The organism is Streptomyces rubrogriseus, from assembly GCF_027947575.1.
Classification (GTDB): domain Bacteria; phylum Actinomycetota; class Actinomycetes; order Streptomycetales; family Streptomycetaceae; genus Streptomyces; species Streptomyces rubrogriseus.
The window spans coordinates 2,758,451-2,778,467 of record NZ_CP116256.1 but is presented as its reverse complement, the minus strand read 5'-3'; the positions used below and the strand labels follow the sequence as shown (position 1 = coordinate 2,778,467).

The following is a 20,017-nucleotide window of genomic DNA, read 5'->3' as shown; positions in this document are numbered from 1 at the left end:
TGACAACGGGAGCGGCTACCAGCTCGTCTTCCGCTGGAGCTGCCACATCATCATGATCGTCGACGGGTCCAGGGCCTGCTCCGCGCCCGAGATGTCCGTGCTGGCGGCCACGTACTGCTTGCCCTGCCACAGCGGCAGCAACCGCGCGTCGTTCACCATGATCTGCTGCGCCTGCTCGAACTCCCGCTCCACGTTGGCGCGGTCGCTCTCCCGGCGGGAGCGCGGCAGCAGATCGCCGGTGATCTTCGGGGTGAGGTACGGCGTGCCGAGCGCGTTCTGCTCCCCGACGAAGGGCGCGATGAAGTTCTCCGCGTCCGGGAAGTCCGGGGACCAGCCACGTCCGAACACCGGGTACTCGCCCTTCTGGTATCCGGCGACGTACGTCTTCCAGGGACGGCTCTCGAGAGTGACGTCGAACAGCCCGGAGGCGTCGAGCTGCCGCTTGATCTCCTCGAACTCCTTGGCCGTCTCGGAGCCGTAGCGGTCGGTGGTGTACCAGAGGGTGAGCGGGACCGGCTCGGTGATGTCGGCGTCCCGGAGGATCTCGCGGGCCTTGGGGACGCTGGGGTCGCCGTAGTCGTCGAAGAAGCCCGTGGTGTGGCCGGTGAGGCCCTTGGGGACCATCGAGTACAGCGGGTCGACGGTGTCCTGGTAGATCTTGTGGGCGATCACCGTCCGGTCGATCACCTGCGCGACGGCCTGGCGCACTTCCTTGCGCCCCGCCCAGGGGTCCTCTGGGTTGAAGACGAGGTAGCTGATCTCCGTACCGGTGCCCTCGACCAGCTGGAGGCCCTCCTCCTTGCCCTCCTTGCCCTGGAGTGTGATGACGTCGTCGGCCGCGAGGCCTCGGTAGGTCACCTGGATGTCCCCGTCGCGCAGCGCCTTCACCATGCCGGCGGAGTCCTTGAAGTAGCGGACGGTCACCGCCTTGTTCTGCCGTTCGGCGAATCCCTTGTAGCGGTCGTTGCGCACGAGTTCGGCCCGCTCGCCGTCCTCGTAGGACTTGAGCGTGTACGGGCCCGAGCCCACGACGCCGCTGCCTTCCCGCAGGGCGTCCGCGGGGTAGTCGCCGGGGGCGACGATCGACATGGCGGGCGTGGCGAGCACGAACGGGAAGGTGGCGTCGGGCTTGTTGAGGTGGAAGACGACCTCGCGTTCGCTGGGCGCCTGGACCCGTTCGAGGCTGCCGAGCAGGCCGGCCGGTCCACCGTTGACGTCGATGTCCCTGATCCGGTCGATCGAGTACTTGACGGCCTGGGCGTCGAGGGCGTCGCCGTTGGAGAAGGTCAGGCCCTCGCGCAGCTCGCAGCGGTACACCCGGTTCGAGGTGTCGGTGAACGTGCACTGCTCGGCGGCGTCGGGCTGCGGCGCGGTGGCACCGCTCGGGTAACTGAGCAGCGTCTGGTAGATGTTCCGGAACAGCTCCCACGAGCCGTCCCAGGAAGCGGCCGGATCGAGGGTGCTGGGGGCGCTGGTCGTCCCGACGACGATCGGCTCCTCGTCCTCCGGACCGTCGGAGGACAGGATGCCGCATCCGGTGACCAGTGACGATATGGACACGATGGCCGCGACCCGCCGCAGGCCCCGCTTCCGGTTGAACACGCGCACGCTCCTCGATCCGCCGTACCAAGGTCGGCAGACCATACCGCAGCGCCACGCCCCCTGAACCCCCTTCTGAACAGGGGTTTTGATCATTTGGCGATGACTACGTTGTCATCGTGCACCGGGTTCCGATACGCGGACACGGGCGCCGTTTTCGTCAACGGCGCCCGTGGCCGGGGGCGATCTCGAGGGGTCCTGGTGGGCGAGATCAGGCCACGCCGGCGTTCAGGAAGATGCCGCCGTCGACGACGAGCGTCTGACCCGTGACCCAGGCGGACTGCTCCGACGTGAGGAACTCGGCGGCGCCCCCGATGTCGGAGGGCACGCCGAGCCGGCCCAGCGGGTAGCCCGAGGCGGCCTCCTCCTCACGCCCCTCGTACAGGGCGGCGGCGAACTTGGTCTTCACGACCGCCGGGGCGATCGCGTTGACCCGCACCCGGGGTGCGAACTCGTGCGCCAACTGCGCGGTGAGGTTGATCAGCGCGGCCTTGCTCACGCCGTACGCGGCGATGAAGGGCGAGGGTGAGAGGCCCGCGACGGAGGCGATGTTGACGATCGCGCCGCCGTTGTCCTTCTGCCAGGCGTGCCAGGTGCGCTGGGCGAAGCCGAGCGCCGAGATCACGTTGGTCTCGAAGACCTTGCGCGCCACGTTCAGGTCCAGGTCGGCGATCGGGCCGAACACCGGGTTGGTACCGGCGTTGTTGACCAGGAAGTCGACCCGGCCGAAGGCCTCCATCACGCGCTCGACGGCGACGGCCTGGTGGGCCTCGTCGTGCGCCTTGCCGGCGACGCCGATGACCCGGTCGGGGCCGAGCCGGTCGACGGCCTCCTTCAGCGCGTCCTCGTTGCGGCCGGTGATGCAGACCCGGTCGCCGCGCGCGACGAGCGCCTCGGCGACGCCGTAGCCGATGCCGCGGCTCGCGCCGGTGACGAGCGCGACCTTGCCGGAGGGCTCGGGCAGTTCAGTCATGTCAGTGTTCCCAACCGTTCCTGGTCTCCGTGTTCCGTCTTCCCTAGTCGAGCGGTCCGCCGGCCACGTACAGGACCTGGCCGGAGACGAAGCCGGCGGCCTCGCCGGTGAAGAAGGCGATGGCGTTGGCGATGTCGTCGGGCTCGCCCACGCGCGCGACCGGGATCTGGGTGGCGGCGGCGGCCTTGAAGTCGTCGAAGCCCATGCCGACGCGGTCGGCGGTGGCCTTCGTCATCTCGGTGGCGATGAAGCCGGGGGCGACGGCGTTGGCGGTCACGCCGAACTTGCCCAGCTCCTTGGCGAGGGTCTTGGTGAAGCCCTGGAGACCGGCCTTGGCGGCGGCGTAGTTGACCTGGCCGCGGTTGCCGAGGGCGGAGGAGGAGGACAGGTTGACGACCCGGCCGAACTTGGCGTCCACCATGTGCTTCTGGCAGGCCTTCGTCATCAGGAAGGCGCCGCGCAGGTGCACGTTCATGACGGTGTCCCAGTCGGAGACGCTCATCTTGAACAGGAGGTTGTCGCGCAGCACGCCCGCGTTGTTGACGAGGATCGTCGGCGCGCCCAGCTCCTCGGCGATGCGCGCGACGGCCGCCTCGACCTGTGCCTCGTCGGAGACGTCGCAGCCGACCGCGATCGCCTTGCCGCCGGCCGCGGTGATCTTCTCCACGGTGTCCTTGCAGGCGGCCTCGTCGAGGTCGATGACGGCGACGGCGCGGCCCTCGGCGGCCAGTCGTACGGCGGTGGCGGCGCCGATGCCGCGCGCGGCTCCGGTGACTACGGCGACCCGCTGCTCAGTGGTGGACATTCGCTGCTTCTCCTCGTCCTGGGGATGCGGCCCGTGCGGAGCGTGCGCCCTGCGGTGAGCGACCGCTTAGTACCTTCCGCAGACGTGACGCTAGAAGCCCTGGCACCCGGTGTCAACGGGACACCGGGCCGGTGTGATCCATTACCTGGTCCCCGCCCCGCGCCGTTCCCCCTCGGTCGCCCGATCGGCCCAGCGCTGCGGGCCGCCCGGCCGCCCGGCCCCTAGCGTCGAAGCGCGAGCCACCCGTGGCCGGAAAGGAGGCGTCCATGCGCCGTCGAACCGGTGCAGCAGGCATAGCAGTCGCGATCGCCGCGATCGTGCCGCTGGCCGACCCCGCACCCGCCCAGGACCTCACCGCGAGCCTGGAGCCGGACTGCCGGAGCTTCACCTACCAGGAAGCGGTGACGATCGGGCTGGAGGAGGGTCCGGGCAGCCCGGACCCGCTGCGCCCGGACTCGGAGTACGAAGACCCGTCCGCCGAGGCCCCACCGGACGAGGTCAGGACCGACGGCGGCCGGCTCGATTGGGACGGAGCCGACGACGGGCGCCTCGACGGAGGCCTGCCCGACGGAAGCGGACCGGACCAGGCCCGACCGGACGGGAACGGCCCCGACGGAGGCGGACCCGGCCAGAGCCGGCCCGACGAGGGCCGCCTCGACGAGGGCCGGACCGGCCAGGACCGGCCCGGTCAGTCGCACTCCGCCGGCCAGGGTCCGTTCGACCAGGGCGGGATCCGGGAGGTGGACGACGGCGCGGGCGGCGCGGCCCGTCCGGGCCGGGACCAGCTCCCGACGATCTCCGCCACCTCCATGCCGCGTCCGGCCACCACGGCGCCGGCCCCGGCGCCGGTCGTCACCACACCGGCGCCCGTGGCCTCCCCGGCCGTGACGCCGACGCTCGGCACACAGGGCGGCCTCGGCGGCGCCTCGGGCACCGGTCCCAGCGACTGGGACATCGGCATCGGCCTGAGCTTCGTCACCGGCGCCGCGCTCGCGACGGGCTACGTGATCAGGCGCCGCCGACGCGTCTGACGCACGGCCCGGGCAGCGCGAGCCGGGCAGCGCGAGCCGGACGTCCGGGCGGGCCCCGCCGCTACCGCACCAGCAGCTCGAGAAGCCGTTCCGTCTCGGCCGCCGGGTCGGCCGTGAGGCCGGTGTGGACGGGGCCCGGCTGGACGACGGTCGATCGGGGCGCGATCAGCCAGCGGAACCGGCGGCCGGGGTCGTCCTCGGCCGCCTGGCCGGCCGCGTCCCCTCCGGCGCACACGCCCTCCACGGCACGCAGCGCCGCGCGCACCCCGGGCAGGTCCACCCGCGGGTCCAGGGCCAGCAGCCGGTCCTCGTCGAGGTGGGTGCGGGCACCGACGTAGGACTTGGCACGGCAGTAGACGAGCACGCCGGCGTTGACGCACTCCCCGCGCTCGACGCGCGGCACGACGCGCAGCAGCGCGTACTCGAAGACATGGCGGTCGCTCACCGCACCCCCTTGACGCGTTCGTGGATCGTGGCGGCCCGGGCGAGCAGCGGCCCGGCGTAGGCGCGGCGCAGGTCGTCGGGTGTGGCGAAGCCGGGTTCGTCCCGCAGCCAGACGTCCGGGATCTCGCCGGTGACCTCGGCGAGGAGTTCATCGGTGACCAGCGGTGCGAGCGCGGCGGCGGCCGAGCCGACGTCCGGCGCGAAGCGTGCGAGGGCGTGGTCGGCGGCGTCGTAGGGGCGGGCGGCGGATGCCTCGGCGGCGGGCCAGTTGTGGTGCCAGATCATGGTGGCGCCGTGGTCGATGAGCCACGTCTCGCCGCGCAGGCGCAGCAGGTTGGGGTTGCGCCAGGAGCGGTCGACGTTGTTGACCAGCGCGTCGAACCAGACGATCCGTCCGGCCTCCGCCGCGCTCACCTCGAAGGCGAGCGGGTCGAAGCCGAGCGCGCCGGAGAGGAAGCCCATGCCCAGGTTGGTGCCGCCGCTGGACTTGAGCAGTTCCTGCACCTGCTGGTCGGGCTCGCCGAGCCCGAGCACCGGGTCGACGTCGACGGTCACCAGCCGCGGCACCCGGAAGCCCAGCCGGCGGGCGAGTTCGCCGCAGACCACCTCGGCGACGAGCGTCTTTCGGCCCTGGCCCGCGCCGGTGAACTTCAGGACGTACGTGCCGAGGTCGTCGGCCTCGACGAGCCCCGGCAGCGAGCCGCCCTCACGCAACGGCGTGATGTAGCGGGTCGCGAGGACCTCTCTCAACACTTGTGCCGGCCACCCGTCTCTTCAGCCCTGCCCGTCCCCGCGGGGAGGCTTCCCCCGGACCTGGAGTGAGCATAGTGACCGCGGGTGACCGGCGGCGAGACCGGCCCGGGCGCACGCCCTGCGGAGGGCTTTTCTTGCGTATCCGTAGCGCCCGAGCCCGTATGTACGCGCGGTGGCCGCGGTCCCTAGGTTGCCGTCATCGGCCGGCCGCGCCTCGGCGCGTGCCCTTTCCCGCCGCTCTTCGCACCAGGAGCCTGCCTTGGCCAACTCGGTCTTCGATCCGTGTACCGCGGCGTCGCGGACGGCGTCCTTCCTCCTTCCCGCCGTGCCCGCGGCCGTCCGCGAGGGACGCCGCCGTGTCCGTACGACGCTGCTCGGCTGGGGCCTCGGCCTGGACGAGGACTCCTCCTGGTCACTCACCGTGGTCTGCGGCGAGCTGCTCGTCCGCGCGGTACGGCGGGCCGCCGGGGGCCCGGCCGGGCGGCTCGCGGTGGGCGTCGACGTGGAGGGCGACCAGCTCATCGTCGACGTGCTCGAGCTGCTCGACGGCGCCCCGCCCTCGGCCCGCGTGCGGGCCGAGCCTGCCGGCCCCCACGGCGAGGACGGCTGGGCCCTCGCGCTCGTCGCCGCCCACTGCACGGCGCACGGCACCGAGCACACCCCGGCGGGACCCCGCTGCTGGGCCGTCGTCACGCTGCCCGCCGGGGCGTTTCCGGGCCGCCCGTCGGACGTGGAACGCCTGGGGAGCACGCGCTGGGTCGTGGAGCCCGCGGGGGCCGCCCTTGCCCGGGCGGGAAGCCGCGTGCTGAGGATGGGGCAGGAGAACGTCCCGTTCGCCTAGGACGCCCGCCTGCCCGGCGGCGGGGCGGCGCGTCCTCGGGCCGTACGGGCCGAAGGAAAGCGATGGTCGACGACATGACCGCTGTGCAACGGTCCCCCTGGCTGGCTCCCCTGCGTCTGGCGCTCGGCGGAAGCGGCTCGGTCCTCGTCCTCGTGGAGGGCACGGCGGGCCTGGGCAAGAGTCGTGCGCTGCACCGACTGAGCGGCCTGCCGGAGGCGGCCGGGGCCCGTCCGGTCGTGTGGCGGTGCGGTACGGCGCAGGAGCGGCCGGAGACGGGCGGGGGCCCCGCCCTTCTGCTGGTGGACGACGTGCACCGGGCGGCACCGGAGGAGACGGAGTGGCTGCGCGGGGTCCTGGAGCGGCCGTGGGAGGGGCTGGCGGCCGTGCTCGCCTACCGTCCCGAGGAGTTGGGCACCCGCGGTCTGCCGCTGGGCGCCCCGGCCGTTTCCTATCCTCCGGCTCTCGCGGTCTTCCGGCACCGGCTGCGCGTCTGGAGCGTGGACCGGGTGCGCCGGGCCGCCTCGGAGGCCCTGGGCGAACGGGCGACGCCCGAGGCGGCCGCCCGGCTGCACGCCTGCTCCGGCGGGGTGCCGCAGGTGGTGGCCGACCTGCTCGGCACGCTGCGCGCGGGCCCGGGCTCCCGGTGCACGGCCGCCGACGTGGACGCGGCCGGCGTTCCGGTGCGGCTGGCCGAACTGGTGCTGAGCCGTACGGACGCGCTGGCCCCCGCGGACCGGCCCGTCGTGTGGGCGGCCGCGGTGCTGGGCGAACCGGCCGCCCGGGACGAACTGCTGTCCGTGGCCGGGACGGACCCGGCGCGCGGCCGTGCGGCGCTGCTCGCGGCGCTGGCCCGCGCGGCGCTGTCGGAGGTGTCGCAGGGACGCTACGGCTTCTCCGTGCCGCTCGCCGCGACCGCCGTGCTCGAGCGGGTGCCCGGACCGGTGCGCGAGGAGTTGCACGGGCGGGCGGCGCGGGTGCTCGCCCGCCGTGCAGCCGGTGCCGTGGGCGGAGGTGGCCCGGCACCGCGGGGCCATGCCGCCGGCGCAAGGGCTGGCTCAAGGCGGTGGAGAAGGCCGCGCTGGCCGCGGTGGCGGGGGGCCACCACGAGGAGGCGATCGGGCTCCTGGAGCGGACGCTGGCGGTGCCGGAGGTCCCGGCGCGGTTCCGGGCCCGGCTGGCGCCGCTGCTGGCCCGCAGCGCGGTGGTCGGACTGCGCTCGGACCGGACGGTGGAGGTGCTCACCCAGGCCGTTCGCGATCCCGGTCTGCCGGTGGACGTCCGGGGCCAACTGCGGCTGGACCTCGGCCTGATGCTGGCGAACCAGGTCGGGGACCTGGCCGCCGGGATGCGCGAGCTGGAGTCGGCGGTCGAGGAGCTGGGCGAGGTGCGTCCGGCGCTCACCTCCCGGGCGATGGTGGCGCTGGCCATGCCGGAGTGGCCGACGGGGACGCTGGCGGGGCACCGGGAGTGGCTGCGCCGGGCCGCCGGGCTCGCCCACGCCGGGGACAACGAGGTGGCGCGGGCCGCCGTCGCCGCGAACCACGCCTCGCTGGCCGTGGCCTGCGGTGACCCGCGGGCCCGGGAGCTGGTGGCGGCGCTGCCCGTCGACGGTGCGCCGGCCGGCTGCCGGGAGCACGCGGCGCGGGGCCTGTGCAACGCCGCGGACGCCGCGCTGTGGCGGGGGTCGTACCAGTGGGGCGAGGAGCTGCTGGCGGCGGGGCTCGACCTCTCGGCCCGTATCGGAGCCTCGTACACCGAGCAGACGGCGCAGGGCACCCGCCTGCTGCTGGACTGGTGGTCCGGGCGGTGGGCGGGACTGGGCGAGCGGTGCGAGCGGTTCGTCTCCGACACCGCCGACATGCCCGTGGTGGCGGCTGACGCCCACCTGGTGCGGGGCATGCTGGCCTTCGCCCAGGGGGACTGGACCGAGGCCGTGCACTGGCTGACCGCCCTCGGGGCGCCCGCGCCGGAGTGCACGCGGATGCCGCTGGCCGCGGCCACGGCGGGGACGCTGACCCGGCTCGCCCTGGTCCGCGGCGACCCGCCGGCCGCGGCGGACCAGGCCGGGGCGGCCTGGACGGCCGTGTCGGACAAGGGCATCTGGGCGTGGGCCGCCGAGCTGGCCCCCTGGGCGGTGGAGGCGGTGGCCCGGGCGGGGGACGTGACGGCCGCCCGCCGGATGGCCGCGGAGTTCGCCCGGGGACTGGAGGGGCAGGAGGCGCCGTCCGCCCGGGCCGCCGTCGTGTGGAGCCGGGCCGCGCTGGAGGAGTGCGAGGGCCGCCACCGGGAGGCGGCCGGGTCGTACCGGAAGGCCGCGGCTGCCTACCGGGAGCTGCCCCGTCCCTATGCCTGGGCCCTGACGACGGAGGGCGCGGCACGCTGCTCGCTCACCGGCGGAGCGGAAGCCTCCGGTGCGGCCGGCGGGGCGGCCGGGGACCGTTCGGACGGGGCCGCCGGGGCGGACGGCGGGCGGGCCCAGGCCGTCGCCTCGTTGCGGCGCTGTGTCGAGGAGTACACGGAACTCGGCGCGGTCTACGACGCCGCCCGGGCCCGTACCCTGCTGCGCTCCCACCAGCCCCCGCAGGCCCGCCGTCCGGGCCGTCCCGCGTTCGACGACCGGCTCTCCCCCAGGGAGCGGGAGGTGGCGGAGCTGGCCGCCCGCGGACTGATGAACCGTGAGATCGCGGTGGTGCTGCACCTCTCGCCGCGGACGGTGGAACAGCATGTCGCCCGAGCCATACGGAAGACCGGCGCCCTCTCCCGCCGCGACCTCCTGCGCACGGAGAAGGACGCGGGTCCTCCTTGAGGTCCGCGAGGCCCGGGGGTGCGTCCGCGGGCTCAGCCCGCGAAGCGGGCCATCCAGGCCTCGACCTCGTCGGCGCTGCGGGGCAGGCCCGCGGACAGATTCTCGTGGCCGTCCTCGGTGACGACGAGGTCGTCCTCGATCCGGACGCCGATGCCCCGCCACTCCTCGGGCACGGTCAGGTCGTCCGCCTGGAAGTACAGGCCAGGTTCGACGGTCAGGCACATGCCCGGCTCCAGCACGCCCTCGACGTACTCCTCCGTGCGGGCGCGCGCGCAGTCGTGGACGTCCAGGCCCAGCATGTGACCGGTGCCGGCCATGGTGAAGCGGCGCTGCAGACCCAGTTCGTACGCCCGCTCGGCGGGGCCCTCGATGAAGCCCCATTCCACCAGCCGCGCCGCCAGGTGGCGCTGGGCGGCCTCGTGGAAGTCCCGGTACGCGGCGCCCGGCTTGACCGTGGCGATCCCGGCCTCCTGGGCCTCGTACACCGCGTCGTACACCTCGCGCTGGAGCGGCGTGAAGGTGCCGCTGATCGGCAGGGTGCGGGTGACGTCGGCGGTGTAGAGGGAGCGCGTCTCCACACCGGCGTCCAGGAGCAGCAGGTCTCCCGGGCGGACCGGGCCGTCGTTGTCCGTCCAGTGCATGATCGTGGCGTGCTCGCCGGCGGCGCAGATCGTGCCGTAGCCCACCGCGTTGCCCTCCAGACGTGCCCGGCGGAAGAAGGTGCCCTCCAGCCACCGCTCCGACGAGGCGACGGCCCGGGACAACTCGCCCACGACGTCGGTGAAGCCGCGCACCGTGGAGTCCACCGCCTTGCGCAGCTCCCCGAGTTCCCAGGCGTCCTTGACCAGGCGCAGGTCGCTCAGCGCGTCCTCCAGCTCGGCGTCGCGCTCCTGGTCGGTGGTGACGGCCGCCTCCAGGGCGGGGTCGACCCCGCGCACGATCCGGGTCCGCACCTCGCCGACGGCGGCCAGGTCGGCGGCCGCCGTGCGCACGTCGCGGCACGGCAGGCCGAGCACCCGCTCCGACTCGGCCAGCGAGCGGCGTCGGCCGGTCCACAGTTCGGCGTGGGCGCCGGTCCAGAACTCGTCGTCGTCACGGCTGTCCCGGGGCAGTTGGTAGCAGTAGGCGTCGTGGCCGCCGTCCGGGCGGGGTTCGAGCACCAGGGCTCCGTCCCGGGCCTGGTCTCCGGTCATGTGCACGTAGCCGGAGTACGGCCGGAAGGGGTAGGTGTCGTCGTTCGAGCGGACCTTGAGGTTGCCCGAGGGGACCACCAGCCGTTCGCCGGGGAACCGTGCGGAGAGCGCGGCACGGCGGAGGGCCGCGTAGGGGGCCTGCTCGGCGGGCGCGAGGTCGTGCCGCTCCGTGTCCGCCCAGCCGGTGCGCATCAGTGCGGACAGCTCCGCCGAGAGCGTGGGGTACAGGCTGTTCTTGCGACGGTTCGACACGTCGTGCACCTTCTTTCGCTGGACTTCCGCCGGACGGTACCGCGTCCCGGCGGGCCGCGGGGCTCAGGAGTGCCAGTGGCACTGATCGGCCACCATGGGACCGGTCGGGCCGATAATCGCCTCATGGCGAACGAGAAGCTCGGCGAGTCCCTCCGCGTACTGGGGCTCGACCCCACGGCCTGCCGGGTCTACCTGGCCCTGCTGGAGCTGTCACCCGCCCCGCTGGAGGCGATCGGCGCGGCGACCGGCCTGAGCGGCGACCGGCTCGCCGCGGCGTACGCCACGCTGGCGGACACCGGTCTGGCCAGTGCGGCGGCCGGGGACGCGGACGTCGTGGCGCCGGTGCCGCCCGCGGCGGGCCTGGAGGTGCTCGCGCGGCACCGGGCGGCCGAGCTGGAGGAGTCGCGCATCGCCGTCGGGGGCGCGTTCGAGTCGTTCCGTCGTCGGCGCCTGGCCGCCTACAACGACGGCCTCGTCGAGGTCGTCACCGGGGAGGACGTCGGTCCGCGGATGCGCCACGCGTGGGCCAGTGCCCGGGAGCAGATCCGGCAGTTCGAGTCCCCGCCCTACGTCCACCTGGCGGGCGCGACGGACGACGCGCTCGCGACGCTGGCCCGCGGGGTGACCCAGCGGGTCGTCTACGCGCGCGAGTCGCTGGAGCGGCCCGGACAGCTCGAGAACGTCATCGAACCGTGTATCGAGGCGGGTGAGCAGGCCAGGGTGCTGCCGTCGGTGCCGGTCAAGCTGCTGATCATCGACGAGGCGTTCGCGCTGGTGTCGTTGTCGATCAGGGACGCTGACGTGCACAACACCATGCTGGTGGTGCAGCCCTGCGGTCTGCTCTCCGCGCTGGCGGCACTGTTCGAACAGACCTGGCGCGACGCCGTCCCGCTGCACGGTCCCGCCACCCGCCCCGCCGGGCTCCCGCCGGCCGACCGCCGGCTGCTGCGGCTTCTGGCCGGTGGTGCGACCGACGAGGTCGCCGCCCGTGAGCTGGGCATCAGCCGGCGCACGCTGTTCCGGCGTCTCCAGATCCTCATGGCCCGCCTCGGCGCCGCGAACCGCTTCCAGTTGGCCCTGCAGGCCCAGCGCGCGGGCTGGCTGTGAACCCGGGCCGGACCGGCCGTGGCCGCCCGCGCGTTCTCGCGGGCGGCCACGGCGGTGACGTCGGTCCGGTCCCGGACGCCGGTCGTCAGCACATCTGCGTCTTCATGACGTCGTAGGCGCTGTTCCAGCTCGCGCAGCCCACGGCACTGTGGTCGTACCAGTTGTGTCCGAACTCGTGCGCGGAGAGCAGGGCGAAGTCGCGCACCATGGTGGACAGGGCGATACGGCCGCCGTAGTTCCAGTTGCAGCCGACGGCGTTGGATATGCCGCAGCCCGCCACGTAGCCGTTGGTGCAGGAGACGGGCGTGCCACTGGAGGCGGTGCGGACGCCGCCTCCCCAGTAGTCCGCGCCGGCGACGATCGCGTTCTCGTAGCCCCGGCACGAGGCGGTGATGTGGTAGTACCAGCTCGCCCGTGCGACGCCCGCGGGCTGCTTCGCCGGGGTCCGCTCCGCCGGCCGCGCCGTCGCCAGGGTCCCGGCCCGGTCGCCGGTGAGCGAGACGCCCTCGGTCGCGGCGGTGGCCCCGGCGGACGCGGCGGACGGACCGGGGGCGGGGGCCGTCGTCCCGGCCGCCTCGGCGGTGAAGGGCAGGGCCGCCAGCAGGAGGGAGGCCAGGAGCGCTCCGGCTCCCCGCTTGAGCACGGACATGTCGTGTCCTTTCGGGTGGGGGTGGGGCAAGGGGGTGGGGGTGTGGAGGCCGGACGGCTCAGAACTGGAGCGACCAGGCGTCGACGTGGCCGGTGTCGTTGACCCAGTTGTCGCTCACCCGGAGCTTCCAGGTGCCGTTCGCGGGCTTGCCGGAGGCGTTGACCGCGAACGTGCCCCGGACGTCGTCGGTGCCGTCGTGGGCCGCGTAGTCCTTCAGCAGGAAGACGCCGCCGTCGGGGGCGACCAGCTCGACCCTGAGGTCGCCGCGGTAGGTGTGGCGGATGTCCACGGTGACGGAGAGGTCGGCGGGCGCGTTGCCGCTGACGCCGCTGACCGTGAGGGGGGACTCGACGGTGGCCCCGTCCCGGATCGGGTAGTCGTCGGTGTTCTCGAACCGCCCGCCGTCGGTGGGCGGCTGGGTGTCGTCACCGGTACCGGTGAACAGCAGGCGGTTGGGGGACCCGTTGCGGGGGTCGGTGACCTTGCCGGACGTGGCGTCGGCGACGAGTCGGTCGCGGACCTGGGCGGGGGACCAGTCCGGGTGGGCCGACAGCAGCAGGGCGGCCGCACCGGCGACGTGCGGCGAGGCCATCGAGGTGCCGCTGTCGGCACGGGAGGCGGAGTCGCCCGCGTTGGAGGCGGAGACGATGTTGTCGCCGGGGGCGAAGATGTCCAGGCAGGAGCCGTAGTTGGAGCCCTGCCCGTTCGACCAGCCGCTGGCCCGGGCGTCGCGGCTGTCGGTGGCGCCGACGGTGACGGCGGCGGGGGTGGAGGAGGGCGAGTACGAGCAGGCGTCGGCGTTGTTGTTGCCGGCCGCGACCACCCAGGTGACGCCCGAGGCGATGGAGGCGTCGACGGCGTCGTTGACGGACTGGGTCCGGCCGCCGCCGATGCTCATGTTGGCCACCGAGGGGCCGTCGGCGTTCCTGGTGACCCAGTCGATGCCCGCGAGGACCGGTGCCCAGGTGTTGCCCGAGGTGCCCTGGCAGTTGAGCACCCGGACGCTGACCAGCCGGACGTCCTTCGCGACGCCGTGCGAGGCGCCGCCGACGGTGCCGGCCACATGGGTGCCGTGGCCCTGGCAGTCGGAGGCGTCGGAGTCGTCGTCGATGAAGTCGTAGCCGCTGGCCGCGCGGCCGCCGAAGTCGTGGTGGCCGAGGCGGACTCCGGTGTCGACGACGTAGGCGGTGACGTCCGGGGCACCGCCGGGGTAGGTGTAGGAGCGGTCGACCGGCAGGTCGCGCTGGTCGATGCGGTCCAGGCCCCAGGAGGGCGGGTTGGGCTGGGTGCCGACCGCGTAGGCCACGGCGTCGGCCTCGACGCGGGCGACCGACGGGTCGGCGGCGAGTGCCTCGGCCCGGCGCTCCGTCATCTTCACCGCGAAGCCGCGCAGGGCGGTGGTGTAGGTGTAACGCAGGCTGCCTCCGTGGCGTTTGGCCAGCGCCTTGGCCGAGGCCGGTACGTCGGCTCTGGCGACGTCGTCCTTGAGGGTGACGATGTAGGAGCCCTCGACGGCTCCGGCGCGGTCGGCCCCGACGATGTGGCCCCGGTCGTCGGGCGGTACGGGGGCCGCCGCTCCGTTGGCGGCCGCGGCACCTACGAGCAGGGCGGACGTGGCACCGGCGGCGAGCAGCCCCCGTAGGGCACGGGCGTCGAACTTCCTGAGTTTCATGGGCATCTCCGTGGGGTGTCGTGCGCATGACAAGCCAGTGCAAGCCACCTTCCGCGTCGTTCACGCCTCCCGGGGCGCGGATCGGTGCGACGGTGTCTCGCGGAAGGGAACCTAGGCACCGGCGGGGCGCGCGCCTATCCGGGTGTCACGGGCACGGACACGCAAGTAATTGCGGCACCCGGTACGACTCGGGGCGTTCCACGCGGAGTTGCCCGGCGGCCCGTGGGCGAGGGACGGCCGCCGGCCTTGAACAACAAGCGCCGCGGGGCCGTACCTCTCGGCAGATCATCACGCATCCACCCCGGAAGGGACCCAGCATGACCAGCGCATCGTTTCATCCCGCAGCGGGACCGGCCCGTCGTACGGTCGTGGCGGCGGCCGGGGCGGCGGGGCTCACCGCCGTGCTGGCCGCCTGCTCAGGCTCGGACGACGACGCGTCCGGCGACAGCGGCACCGCTCCCTCCGGCAGCCCCTCCCAGGAGGCGGGCGGCGGCGGTTCGGGCGGCGGCGAGAACGCGGGGGCGGGGGCCGCCCTCGCGGCGACGGCCGACATCCCCGAGGGCGGCGGGAAGGTCTTCCCCGACCAGAAGGTGGTGGTGACCCAGCCCGCGGCGGGCGACTTCAAGGCCTTCTCCGCCACCTGCACCCACCAGGGCTGCGCCGTGAAGAGCGTGGCCGACGGGCTCATCAACTGCCCCTGCCACAACAGCAGCTTCTCGATCACCGACGGCAGCGTGCAGGGCGGACCCGCGCCCAAGCCGCTGCCCGCCGTGCAGATCACGGTCAGCGGGGACTCGATCCGGCTGGCCGGATGACCGTGACGCAGCGCCGGGGGCGCCGGATCATGATGACGCCCGGCGAGCTGGAGGCGTTCCTCACCACCCAGCGCACCTGCCGGGTCGCCACCGTCTCGGCGGACGGCGCCCCGCACGTGAGCACGCTCTGGTTCGTCTGGGACGGTGCCTCGATGTGGCTGTACTCGGTCGTGCGCAGCCGGCGCTGGACGGACCTGCGGCGCGATCCGCGGGTGGCGATCGTCGTCGACACCGGCGAGGAGTACGACGAGTTGCGGGGCGTGGAGCTGTCCGGCCGGGTGGCGTTCGTGGGCGAGGCGCCGCGCACCGGTGAGCTGTGCGCCGAACTCGACTTTCCGGAGACGCTGTTCGCCCGCAAGAACTTCGGCCTCCAGGAGATGCCCCACGACGGCCGGCACGCCTGGCTGCGGCTGACGCCGGAGAAGGTCGTCTCCTGGGACTTCCGCAAGCTGGCACCGGGGTAGCCGGGCGCCCGCCCGAGAGCCGCCGGTGCAGCCCGGCGCCGCCCGAGTGACGCCCGCCCGGGAGGCGTCGGTATGGCCCGGCGCCCGCAACCGAGTGGCGCCCGCCCGGCGCGGGCCCGCCCGGTCTCACCCCGCCTCGCCCACCTCCCGCGCCGCCGCCCGCAGCGCGTCCACCGCCGCCCGGATCGACGGGCGGCGGTCGGCGTCCGCGCGCCAGACGACGTACACGTGCCGGCGTACCCGCTGCTTCAGCGGCACGGTGACGACCGCGGCGGGCATCGGACGGCGGCCGAGCAGGGGTGCGATGCACACGCCGAGCCCGGCGGCGACCAGCCCCAGCTGGGTGTGGGTCTCGGCGGCGCGATGGCCGACGATCGGCTCGATGCCCTTGGAGCGCAGCGTGAACATCAGCCACTCATGACAGAACTCCCCCTCGCCCCACGTGATCCACTCGTCCTCGGCGAACTCCGCGAGGTCCACCTCGTCCCGGCCGGCCAGCCGGTGGCCGACGGACAGGGCGACATCGGCGGGGTCGTCCAGGAGCGGCGCCTTGACGAGTCCGTCGGGCAGCGGCATCGGCTTGTTGTACCAGTCGAGCACGACGGCCAGGTCCAGGTCGCCGCGCACCACGCCGTTGATGCCGCGCTCCGGCTCCAGCTCCGAGGAGCGGATGCGCAACGCCGGGTGCTCGGCACGGAGGGCGGCCAGCGCGGCGGGGAAGAGTCCGCGGGCGGCCGTGGGGAACGCCGACAGCCGCAGCTCGCCCGCCACCTGTCCGCGCTGCGCCTCCAGGTCGGCCTGGGCCAGCTCGACCTGGGAGAGGATGCGGGCCGCGTGCTCGGCGAGCAGCCGGCCGGCGTCCGTGAGGCGTACGCCCCGCCCGTTCTTGGCGAGGAGCCGCTGCCCGGCCTCGCGCTCCAGCTTGGCCATCTGCTGGGAGACCGCCGAGGTGGTGATGTGCAGGCCGGCCGCGGCGCCGCTGACCGATCCGTGCCGGGCGAGGGCGTCGAGGGTCCGCAGGCGCTCCAGGTTCAACATGTAAGCGATACTACGAGATATTCCGTGCGAATTCTCGATTGTGCTACGAGGACGACTGCCTCATCGTTGCCTGCATGAGCAGCGTCCCGTCCCCCTCCGCCCCGTCCCCGGCCCGCCGCGTCCTCGACTGGCGGCTGCGCTTCGGCCTCCTCTCCCTCGTCTGGGGTTTCAGCTTCCTCTTCATGAAGGTGGGCACCGAGAGTTTCGCCCCGTTCCAGGTCACGCTCGGGCGGCTGGCGTTCGGCACGGCGGTGGTGGCCGCGGCGATGGCGGTGAAGCGGGAGCGGCTTCCGCGCGGGGCGTGGACGTGGCTGCATCTGACGGTCGCCGGGTTCCTCCTCAACGCGCTGCCGTTCTCGCTGTTCGCCTTCTCGGAGCTGACCATCCCGTCGTCCCTCGCGGGCATCTGCAACGCGACCTCGCCACTGTGGGGCATGGCCCTGTCGCTGGTCGCCCTGTCCGAGGACCGGCCGACGCGCCGCCGGGTGGCAGGGCTCGGCATCGGCTTCCTCGGCGTCCTGACCGTGCTGGGCGTCTGGCAGGGGTTCCACGGCCTCGACGTCACGGGCACGGCGCTGGCCCTGCTGGCCTCGCTCAGCTATCCGGTCGGCTGGATCTACGTCCGCCGCACGCTGGCCGGCTCCAGCCACTCCCACCTGTCGCTGACCGGTGCCCAACTGGGCCTGGCCACGCTGCAACTGGCGGTCGTGACACCGCTGTTCACGTCGGTGCCCACCAGCTTCCCGGTACTCCCGCTGCTGGCGGTCGCGGCCCTGGGCGTGCTCGGCACCGGGCTCGCCTTCCTGATCCAGTACGACCTGGTCGCCGAGGTCGGCCCGACGACGGCCCAGATGGTCACCTACTTCACCCCGGTCATCGCGACGGCCGCGGGCGTCGCCCTGCTCGGCGAGTCGCTGTCCTGGTCGACCCCGGTCGGCGCGGTCGTCGTCCTCGCCGGCGCGGCCCTGACCCAGTCCCGGCCCAGAACGGACCGGGGCGGGACCGCGCCCGCGCCCGCGTCGGAGACTCGGGGGACGACGGGAGTGGGACAGGGCTCGCGGGTCTGAGAGGGGCGAGGCCCCGGGGCGTGTGCCGCATCACGCCCCGGTGGGACAGCTCGCCGGATCGCCCACCGTCCGTGCCGGGTGCCACCCGCCTCCGGGTTCGCCGGGGCGGTTCGCGGCGGACCGGGAGGGCCCCGGGGCAGCACGCCCGGGCGCAAGCGCGCGTCCCACGCCGTCCGGCCGAGCGGCGTGCGGCGCGGTACGGCGCGACGGCACCGGGCACCCCGCCACCGGGCCCCGGCCCGGTGCCCGCACCCGCACCCGCACCCGCACCCGCACCCGCGCCCGCGCCCGCGCCCGCGCACGGGGAACACCTACCGCACGCCCCGCGACAGGCCCCGGGGCGCCCCACGACGCGCCGCTCCGACCGGCCGAACAAGCACCGCACCCGGCGCCGGGGCCACGGGCGCCGGCCGGCACGCGGGCTCCTCCCGATCCCCGCCTCAGACGTAGCTCCGCGGCGGCCCCGACCCCGGCCCCGTCGCCGCGGCGACCGCCTCCGCCAGTGGTCCGAGGTCGTCCTCCGCCAGCGTCGAGACCGTGATCCGGATGCCGGGCGGCGCGCCCAGACGGAAGCGGGCGCCGGGGGCGACCGCCCAGCCGGCGTGCAGGAGCCGGGCGACGGCACCCGTCTCGTCCGGCACCGGGATCCACACGTTCATGCCGCTGCGGCCGTACCCGGCGACCCCGTGTTCCGCGAGGGCGACGAGGAGCCCGTCCCTGCGCCGCCCGTACACCCCCGCCACCGCGCGGGCGTCCACCGCACCGTCGGCCCACAGCCGGGCCACGGCCCGCTGGGTGATACGGCTGACCCAGCCGGGGCCCAGCCGCTGCCGCCCGTGCACCCGGTCGAGCGTGACGGGGTCCCCGGTGAGCACGGCGAGCCGCAGGTCGGGACCGCAGGCCTTGGCCGCGGAACGGACGAAGGCCCAGTGTCGGGTCGTACCGGCGAGGGGGTGCAGCGGCAGGTCTACGATGCCGTGCCCGTGGTCGTCCTCGATGAGCAGCGTCCCCGGGTGCTCGCGCAGGACGGACCGCAGCGAACGCGCGCGTGCCGCGCCCACCGCGGCGCCGGTCGGGTTCTGCGCGCGGTCCGTGACCACCAGAGCGCGGGCACCGGCCGCCAGGACCCGGCGCACGTCCTCGGGCAGCGGCCCCTGGTCGTCGACCCCGACGGGGACCGTGCGCAGGCCGAGCGCGGGCACCAGGTCCAGGAGGCTGCCCCAGCCCGGGTCCTCGACGGCGACGGCGTCACCGGGCCTGAGATGGGCCGCGAGGACCCGCTCCATGGCGTCCAGGGAGCCGGACGTCACCATCACGGGCCCGTCCGGCACACCGTCGGCGTCCAGTTCGGCCCGCGCGACGCGGGCCAGCTCCGGATCCACGGGCGCGTGCCCGTACAGCACCGGTTCGCGGTCGCCCTGCGCGGCCGCCACGGCGAACACGGGGCCCAGCGCGGGCAGCAACGCCGGGTCCGGATTGCCGTCGGACACGTCGCGCACACCCGCGGGCACGTCGACGCGGATGAACTCCCGCCCGGTGGTCGCCGGTTTCGCGCGCACCCGGCTGCCCCTCCGCCCGGCCGTCTCGATGACCCCGCGTTCCCGCAGGGTGCGGTAGGCGGCGGCGACGGTGTTCGGGTTCACCCCGAGCCGCTGCGCCAACTCCCGCATCGGCGGCAGGGGTTGCCCCGGCTCCAGCTCTCCCGAGCCCACGGCGCGCTCGACGCTCGCGGAAATCTCCGCTGCACCCCGTCCTGTGATCCGATACTCTCCTAGCACAAAGCCGATTATGCACTAGTGCAATGGAGAACGCCATGCAGGGGACCACGGGGACGCCGTCGCAGCCCACCGGCACCTACCCGCCCACCGACCGCACCGTCCCCACCCGCTCCCCCGAGCGGGCCGCGTACGACAAGGAGCTGGTGCACGCGATACTCGACGAGGGGTACGTCTGCCACCTCGGTTTCGTCCGCGACGGCGCCCCGGTGGTCCTGCCGACGCTGTACGGACGGGTGGGCGAGCGGCTCTACGTGCACGGCTCGACGGGCTCGCGCCCGCTGCGGATGACGGGGGCGACCGACCCGGGCCTTCCGGTGTGCCTGACCGTGACGCACGTGGACGCGCTGGTGCTGGCCCGCTCGGCCTTCCACCACTCGATCAACTACCGGTCGGTGGTGGTGCACGGCACGGCGTACGAGGTGACGGATCCCGAGGAGCGGCGCACGGCCCTGGACGCCCTGGTCGAGCATGTCGTCCCGGGCCGCTCCCGCGACTCGCGGCCGGCCAACAAGAAGGAGCTGGCCGCCACCGCCGTGATCCGCCTCGACCTGAACGAGGTCTCCGCCAAGCTCCGCACGGGCGGGGTGAACGACGAACCGGAGGACCTCTCCCTCCCGCACTGGGCCGGTCTCGTCCCGTTGCGCAAGGGGTACGACGCTCCGGTCCCCGACCCGGCCCTGGCTCCCGGCACGGCGCTGCCGGACTACCTCCCGGCCGGGTGACACCGGCC

General features: G+C 74.2%; 19 protein-coding genes. 9 read left to right on the top strand and 10 right to left on the bottom strand.

The features are described 5' to 3' along the window. Positions 1–15 precede the first annotated feature (15 nt). The 3 genes from Sru02f_RS12345 to fabG all read right to left on the bottom strand — a co-directional run bounded on the left by Sru02f_RS12345 (position 16) and on the right by fabG (position 3,377). Complete coding sequence (locus Sru02f_RS12345) at positions 16–1,602, bottom strand: ABC transporter substrate-binding protein (RefSeq protein ID WP_174855015.1); 1,587 nt, start codon at positions 1,600–1,602, stop codon at positions 16–18. Between the two features lie 208 nt (positions 1,603–1,810). Further along, entirely contained in the window at positions 1,811–2,572 is a 762-nt protein-coding gene (locus tag Sru02f_RS12340) for an SDR family oxidoreductase (protein ID WP_109030052.1), read from the bottom strand. Between the two features lie 43 nt (positions 2,573–2,615). Then, on the bottom strand, positions 2,616–3,377 hold the full coding sequence (gene fabG, locus Sru02f_RS12335; RefSeq protein ID WP_109030051.1) for a 3-oxoacyl-ACP reductase FabG: 762 nt from the start codon (positions 3,375–3,377) through the stop codon (positions 2,616–2,618). 266 nt (positions 3,378–3,643) lie between these two features. Here fabG and Sru02f_RS12330 point away from each other — a divergent pair, with 266 nt between their 5' ends. Further along, positions 3,644–4,408, top strand: a complete 765-nt coding sequence (locus tag Sru02f_RS12330) for a hypothetical protein (RefSeq protein WP_109030050.1) — start codon at positions 3,644–3,646, stop codon at positions 4,406–4,408. Between the two features lie 61 nt (positions 4,409–4,469). Here Sru02f_RS12330 and Sru02f_RS12325 read toward each other — a convergent pair whose 3' ends face one another. Together Sru02f_RS12325 and Sru02f_RS12320 are read right to left on the bottom strand one after the other, a co-directional pair. Further along, a complete protein-coding gene (locus Sru02f_RS12325; protein WP_109030049.1) occupies positions 4,470–4,853 on the bottom strand; it encodes a DUF3037 domain-containing protein in 384 nt (127 codons plus the stop codon). Further along, positions 4,850–5,605 (bottom strand): HipA family kinase, encoded by a 756-nt coding sequence (locus Sru02f_RS12320; RefSeq protein WP_109030048.1) that lies wholly within the window; start codon positions 5,603–5,605, stop codon positions 4,850–4,852. The genes Sru02f_RS12325 and Sru02f_RS12320 overlap by 4 nt, the downstream gene beginning before the upstream one ends. Positions 5,606–5,864: 259 nt before the next feature. On the opposite strand from Sru02f_RS12320, the gene Sru02f_RS12315 reads away from it, so the two are divergent. The 3 genes from Sru02f_RS12315 to Sru02f_RS12305 all read left to right on the top strand — a co-directional run bounded on the left by Sru02f_RS12315 (position 5,865) and on the right by Sru02f_RS12305 (position 9,252). Continuing rightward, entirely contained in the window at positions 5,865–6,446 is a 582-nt protein-coding gene (locus Sru02f_RS12315; protein WP_174855014.1) for an ATP-binding protein, read from the top strand. Positions 6,447–6,520: 74 nt separating this feature from the next. Next, positions 6,521–7,756 carry a hypothetical protein gene (locus Sru02f_RS12310; RefSeq protein ID WP_373103449.1) on the top strand — a complete coding sequence of 412 codons (1,236 nt, stop codon included), beginning with the start codon at positions 6,521–6,523 and terminating at the stop codon, positions 7,754–7,756. Next, positions 7,756–9,252 carry a LuxR C-terminal-related transcriptional regulator gene (locus tag Sru02f_RS12305; protein WP_373103711.1) on the top strand — a complete coding sequence of 499 codons (1,497 nt, stop codon included), beginning with the start codon at positions 7,756–7,758 and terminating at the stop codon, positions 9,250–9,252. The genes Sru02f_RS12310 and Sru02f_RS12305 overlap by 1 nt, the downstream gene beginning before the upstream one ends. A gap of 32 nt (positions 9,253–9,284) precedes the next feature. Here the strand turns inward: Sru02f_RS12305 and Sru02f_RS12300 are convergent, their stop codons facing one another. Continuing rightward, the gene (locus Sru02f_RS12300; RefSeq protein ID WP_109030045.1) at positions 9,285–10,697 is read right to left on the bottom strand and encodes an aminopeptidase P family protein; all 1,413 of its coding nucleotides are present in this window, start codon (positions 10,695–10,697) and stop codon (positions 9,285–9,287) included. Between the two features lie 123 nt (positions 10,698–10,820). Here Sru02f_RS12300 and Sru02f_RS12295 point away from each other — a divergent pair, with 123 nt between their 5' ends. After that, on the top strand, positions 10,821–11,804 hold the full coding sequence (locus Sru02f_RS12295) for a helix-turn-helix domain-containing protein (RefSeq protein WP_167469355.1): 984 nt from the start codon (positions 10,821–10,823) through the stop codon (positions 11,802–11,804). Between the two features lie 85 nt (positions 11,805–11,889). Here Sru02f_RS12295 and Sru02f_RS12290 read toward each other — a convergent pair whose 3' ends face one another. Continuing rightward, on the bottom strand, positions 11,890–12,453 hold the full coding sequence (locus Sru02f_RS12290) for a hypothetical protein (protein ID WP_109030043.1): 564 nt from the start codon (positions 12,451–12,453) through the stop codon (positions 11,890–11,892). A gap of 58 nt (positions 12,454–12,511) precedes the next feature. Then, a complete protein-coding gene (locus Sru02f_RS12285; RefSeq protein WP_109030042.1) occupies positions 12,512–14,125 on the bottom strand; it encodes a serine protease in 1,614 nt (537 codons plus the stop codon). A 317-nt stretch (positions 14,126–14,442) separates the two neighbouring features. Here Sru02f_RS12285 and Sru02f_RS12280 point away from each other — a divergent pair, with 317 nt between their 5' ends. Together Sru02f_RS12280 and Sru02f_RS12275 are read left to right on the top strand one after the other, a co-directional pair. Continuing rightward, positions 14,443–14,940 carry a Rieske (2Fe-2S) protein gene (locus Sru02f_RS12280; RefSeq protein WP_109030041.1) on the top strand — a complete coding sequence of 166 codons (498 nt, stop codon included), beginning with the start codon at positions 14,443–14,445 and terminating at the stop codon, positions 14,938–14,940. Further along, positions 14,937–15,404 carry a pyridoxamine 5'-phosphate oxidase family protein gene (locus Sru02f_RS12275; protein ID WP_167469354.1) on the top strand — a complete coding sequence of 156 codons (468 nt, stop codon included), beginning with the start codon at positions 14,937–14,939 and terminating at the stop codon, positions 15,402–15,404. Before Sru02f_RS12280 ends, Sru02f_RS12275 begins: the two co-directional genes overlap by 4 nt. A 126-nt stretch (positions 15,405–15,530) precedes the next feature. Here Sru02f_RS12275 and Sru02f_RS12270 read toward each other — a convergent pair whose 3' ends face one another. Next, positions 15,531–16,442 (bottom strand): LysR family transcriptional regulator, encoded by a 912-nt coding sequence (locus Sru02f_RS12270; protein WP_109030040.1) that lies wholly within the window; start codon positions 16,440–16,442, stop codon positions 15,531–15,533. Between the two features lie 74 nt (positions 16,443–16,516). Between Sru02f_RS12270 and Sru02f_RS12265 the strand changes: the two genes are divergently transcribed. Further along, the gene (locus Sru02f_RS12265) at positions 16,517–17,509 is read left to right on the top strand and encodes a DMT family transporter (protein ID WP_109030039.1); all 993 of its coding nucleotides are present in this window, start codon (positions 16,517–16,519) and stop codon (positions 17,507–17,509) included. Between the two features lie 440 nt (positions 17,510–17,949). Here Sru02f_RS12265 and Sru02f_RS12260 read toward each other — a convergent pair whose 3' ends face one another. After that, on the bottom strand, positions 17,950–19,287 hold the full coding sequence (locus Sru02f_RS12260) for an aminotransferase class I/II-fold pyridoxal phosphate-dependent enzyme (protein ID WP_109030038.1): 1,338 nt from the start codon (positions 19,285–19,287) through the stop codon (positions 17,950–17,952). A gap of 35 nt (positions 19,288–19,322) precedes the next feature. Between Sru02f_RS12260 and Sru02f_RS12255 the strand changes: the two genes are divergently transcribed. After that, positions 19,323–20,009 (top strand): pyridoxamine 5'-phosphate oxidase family protein, encoded by a 687-nt coding sequence (locus Sru02f_RS12255; protein ID WP_109030037.1) that lies wholly within the window; start codon positions 19,323–19,325, stop codon positions 20,007–20,009. Positions 20,010–20,017 lie beyond the last annotated feature (8 nt).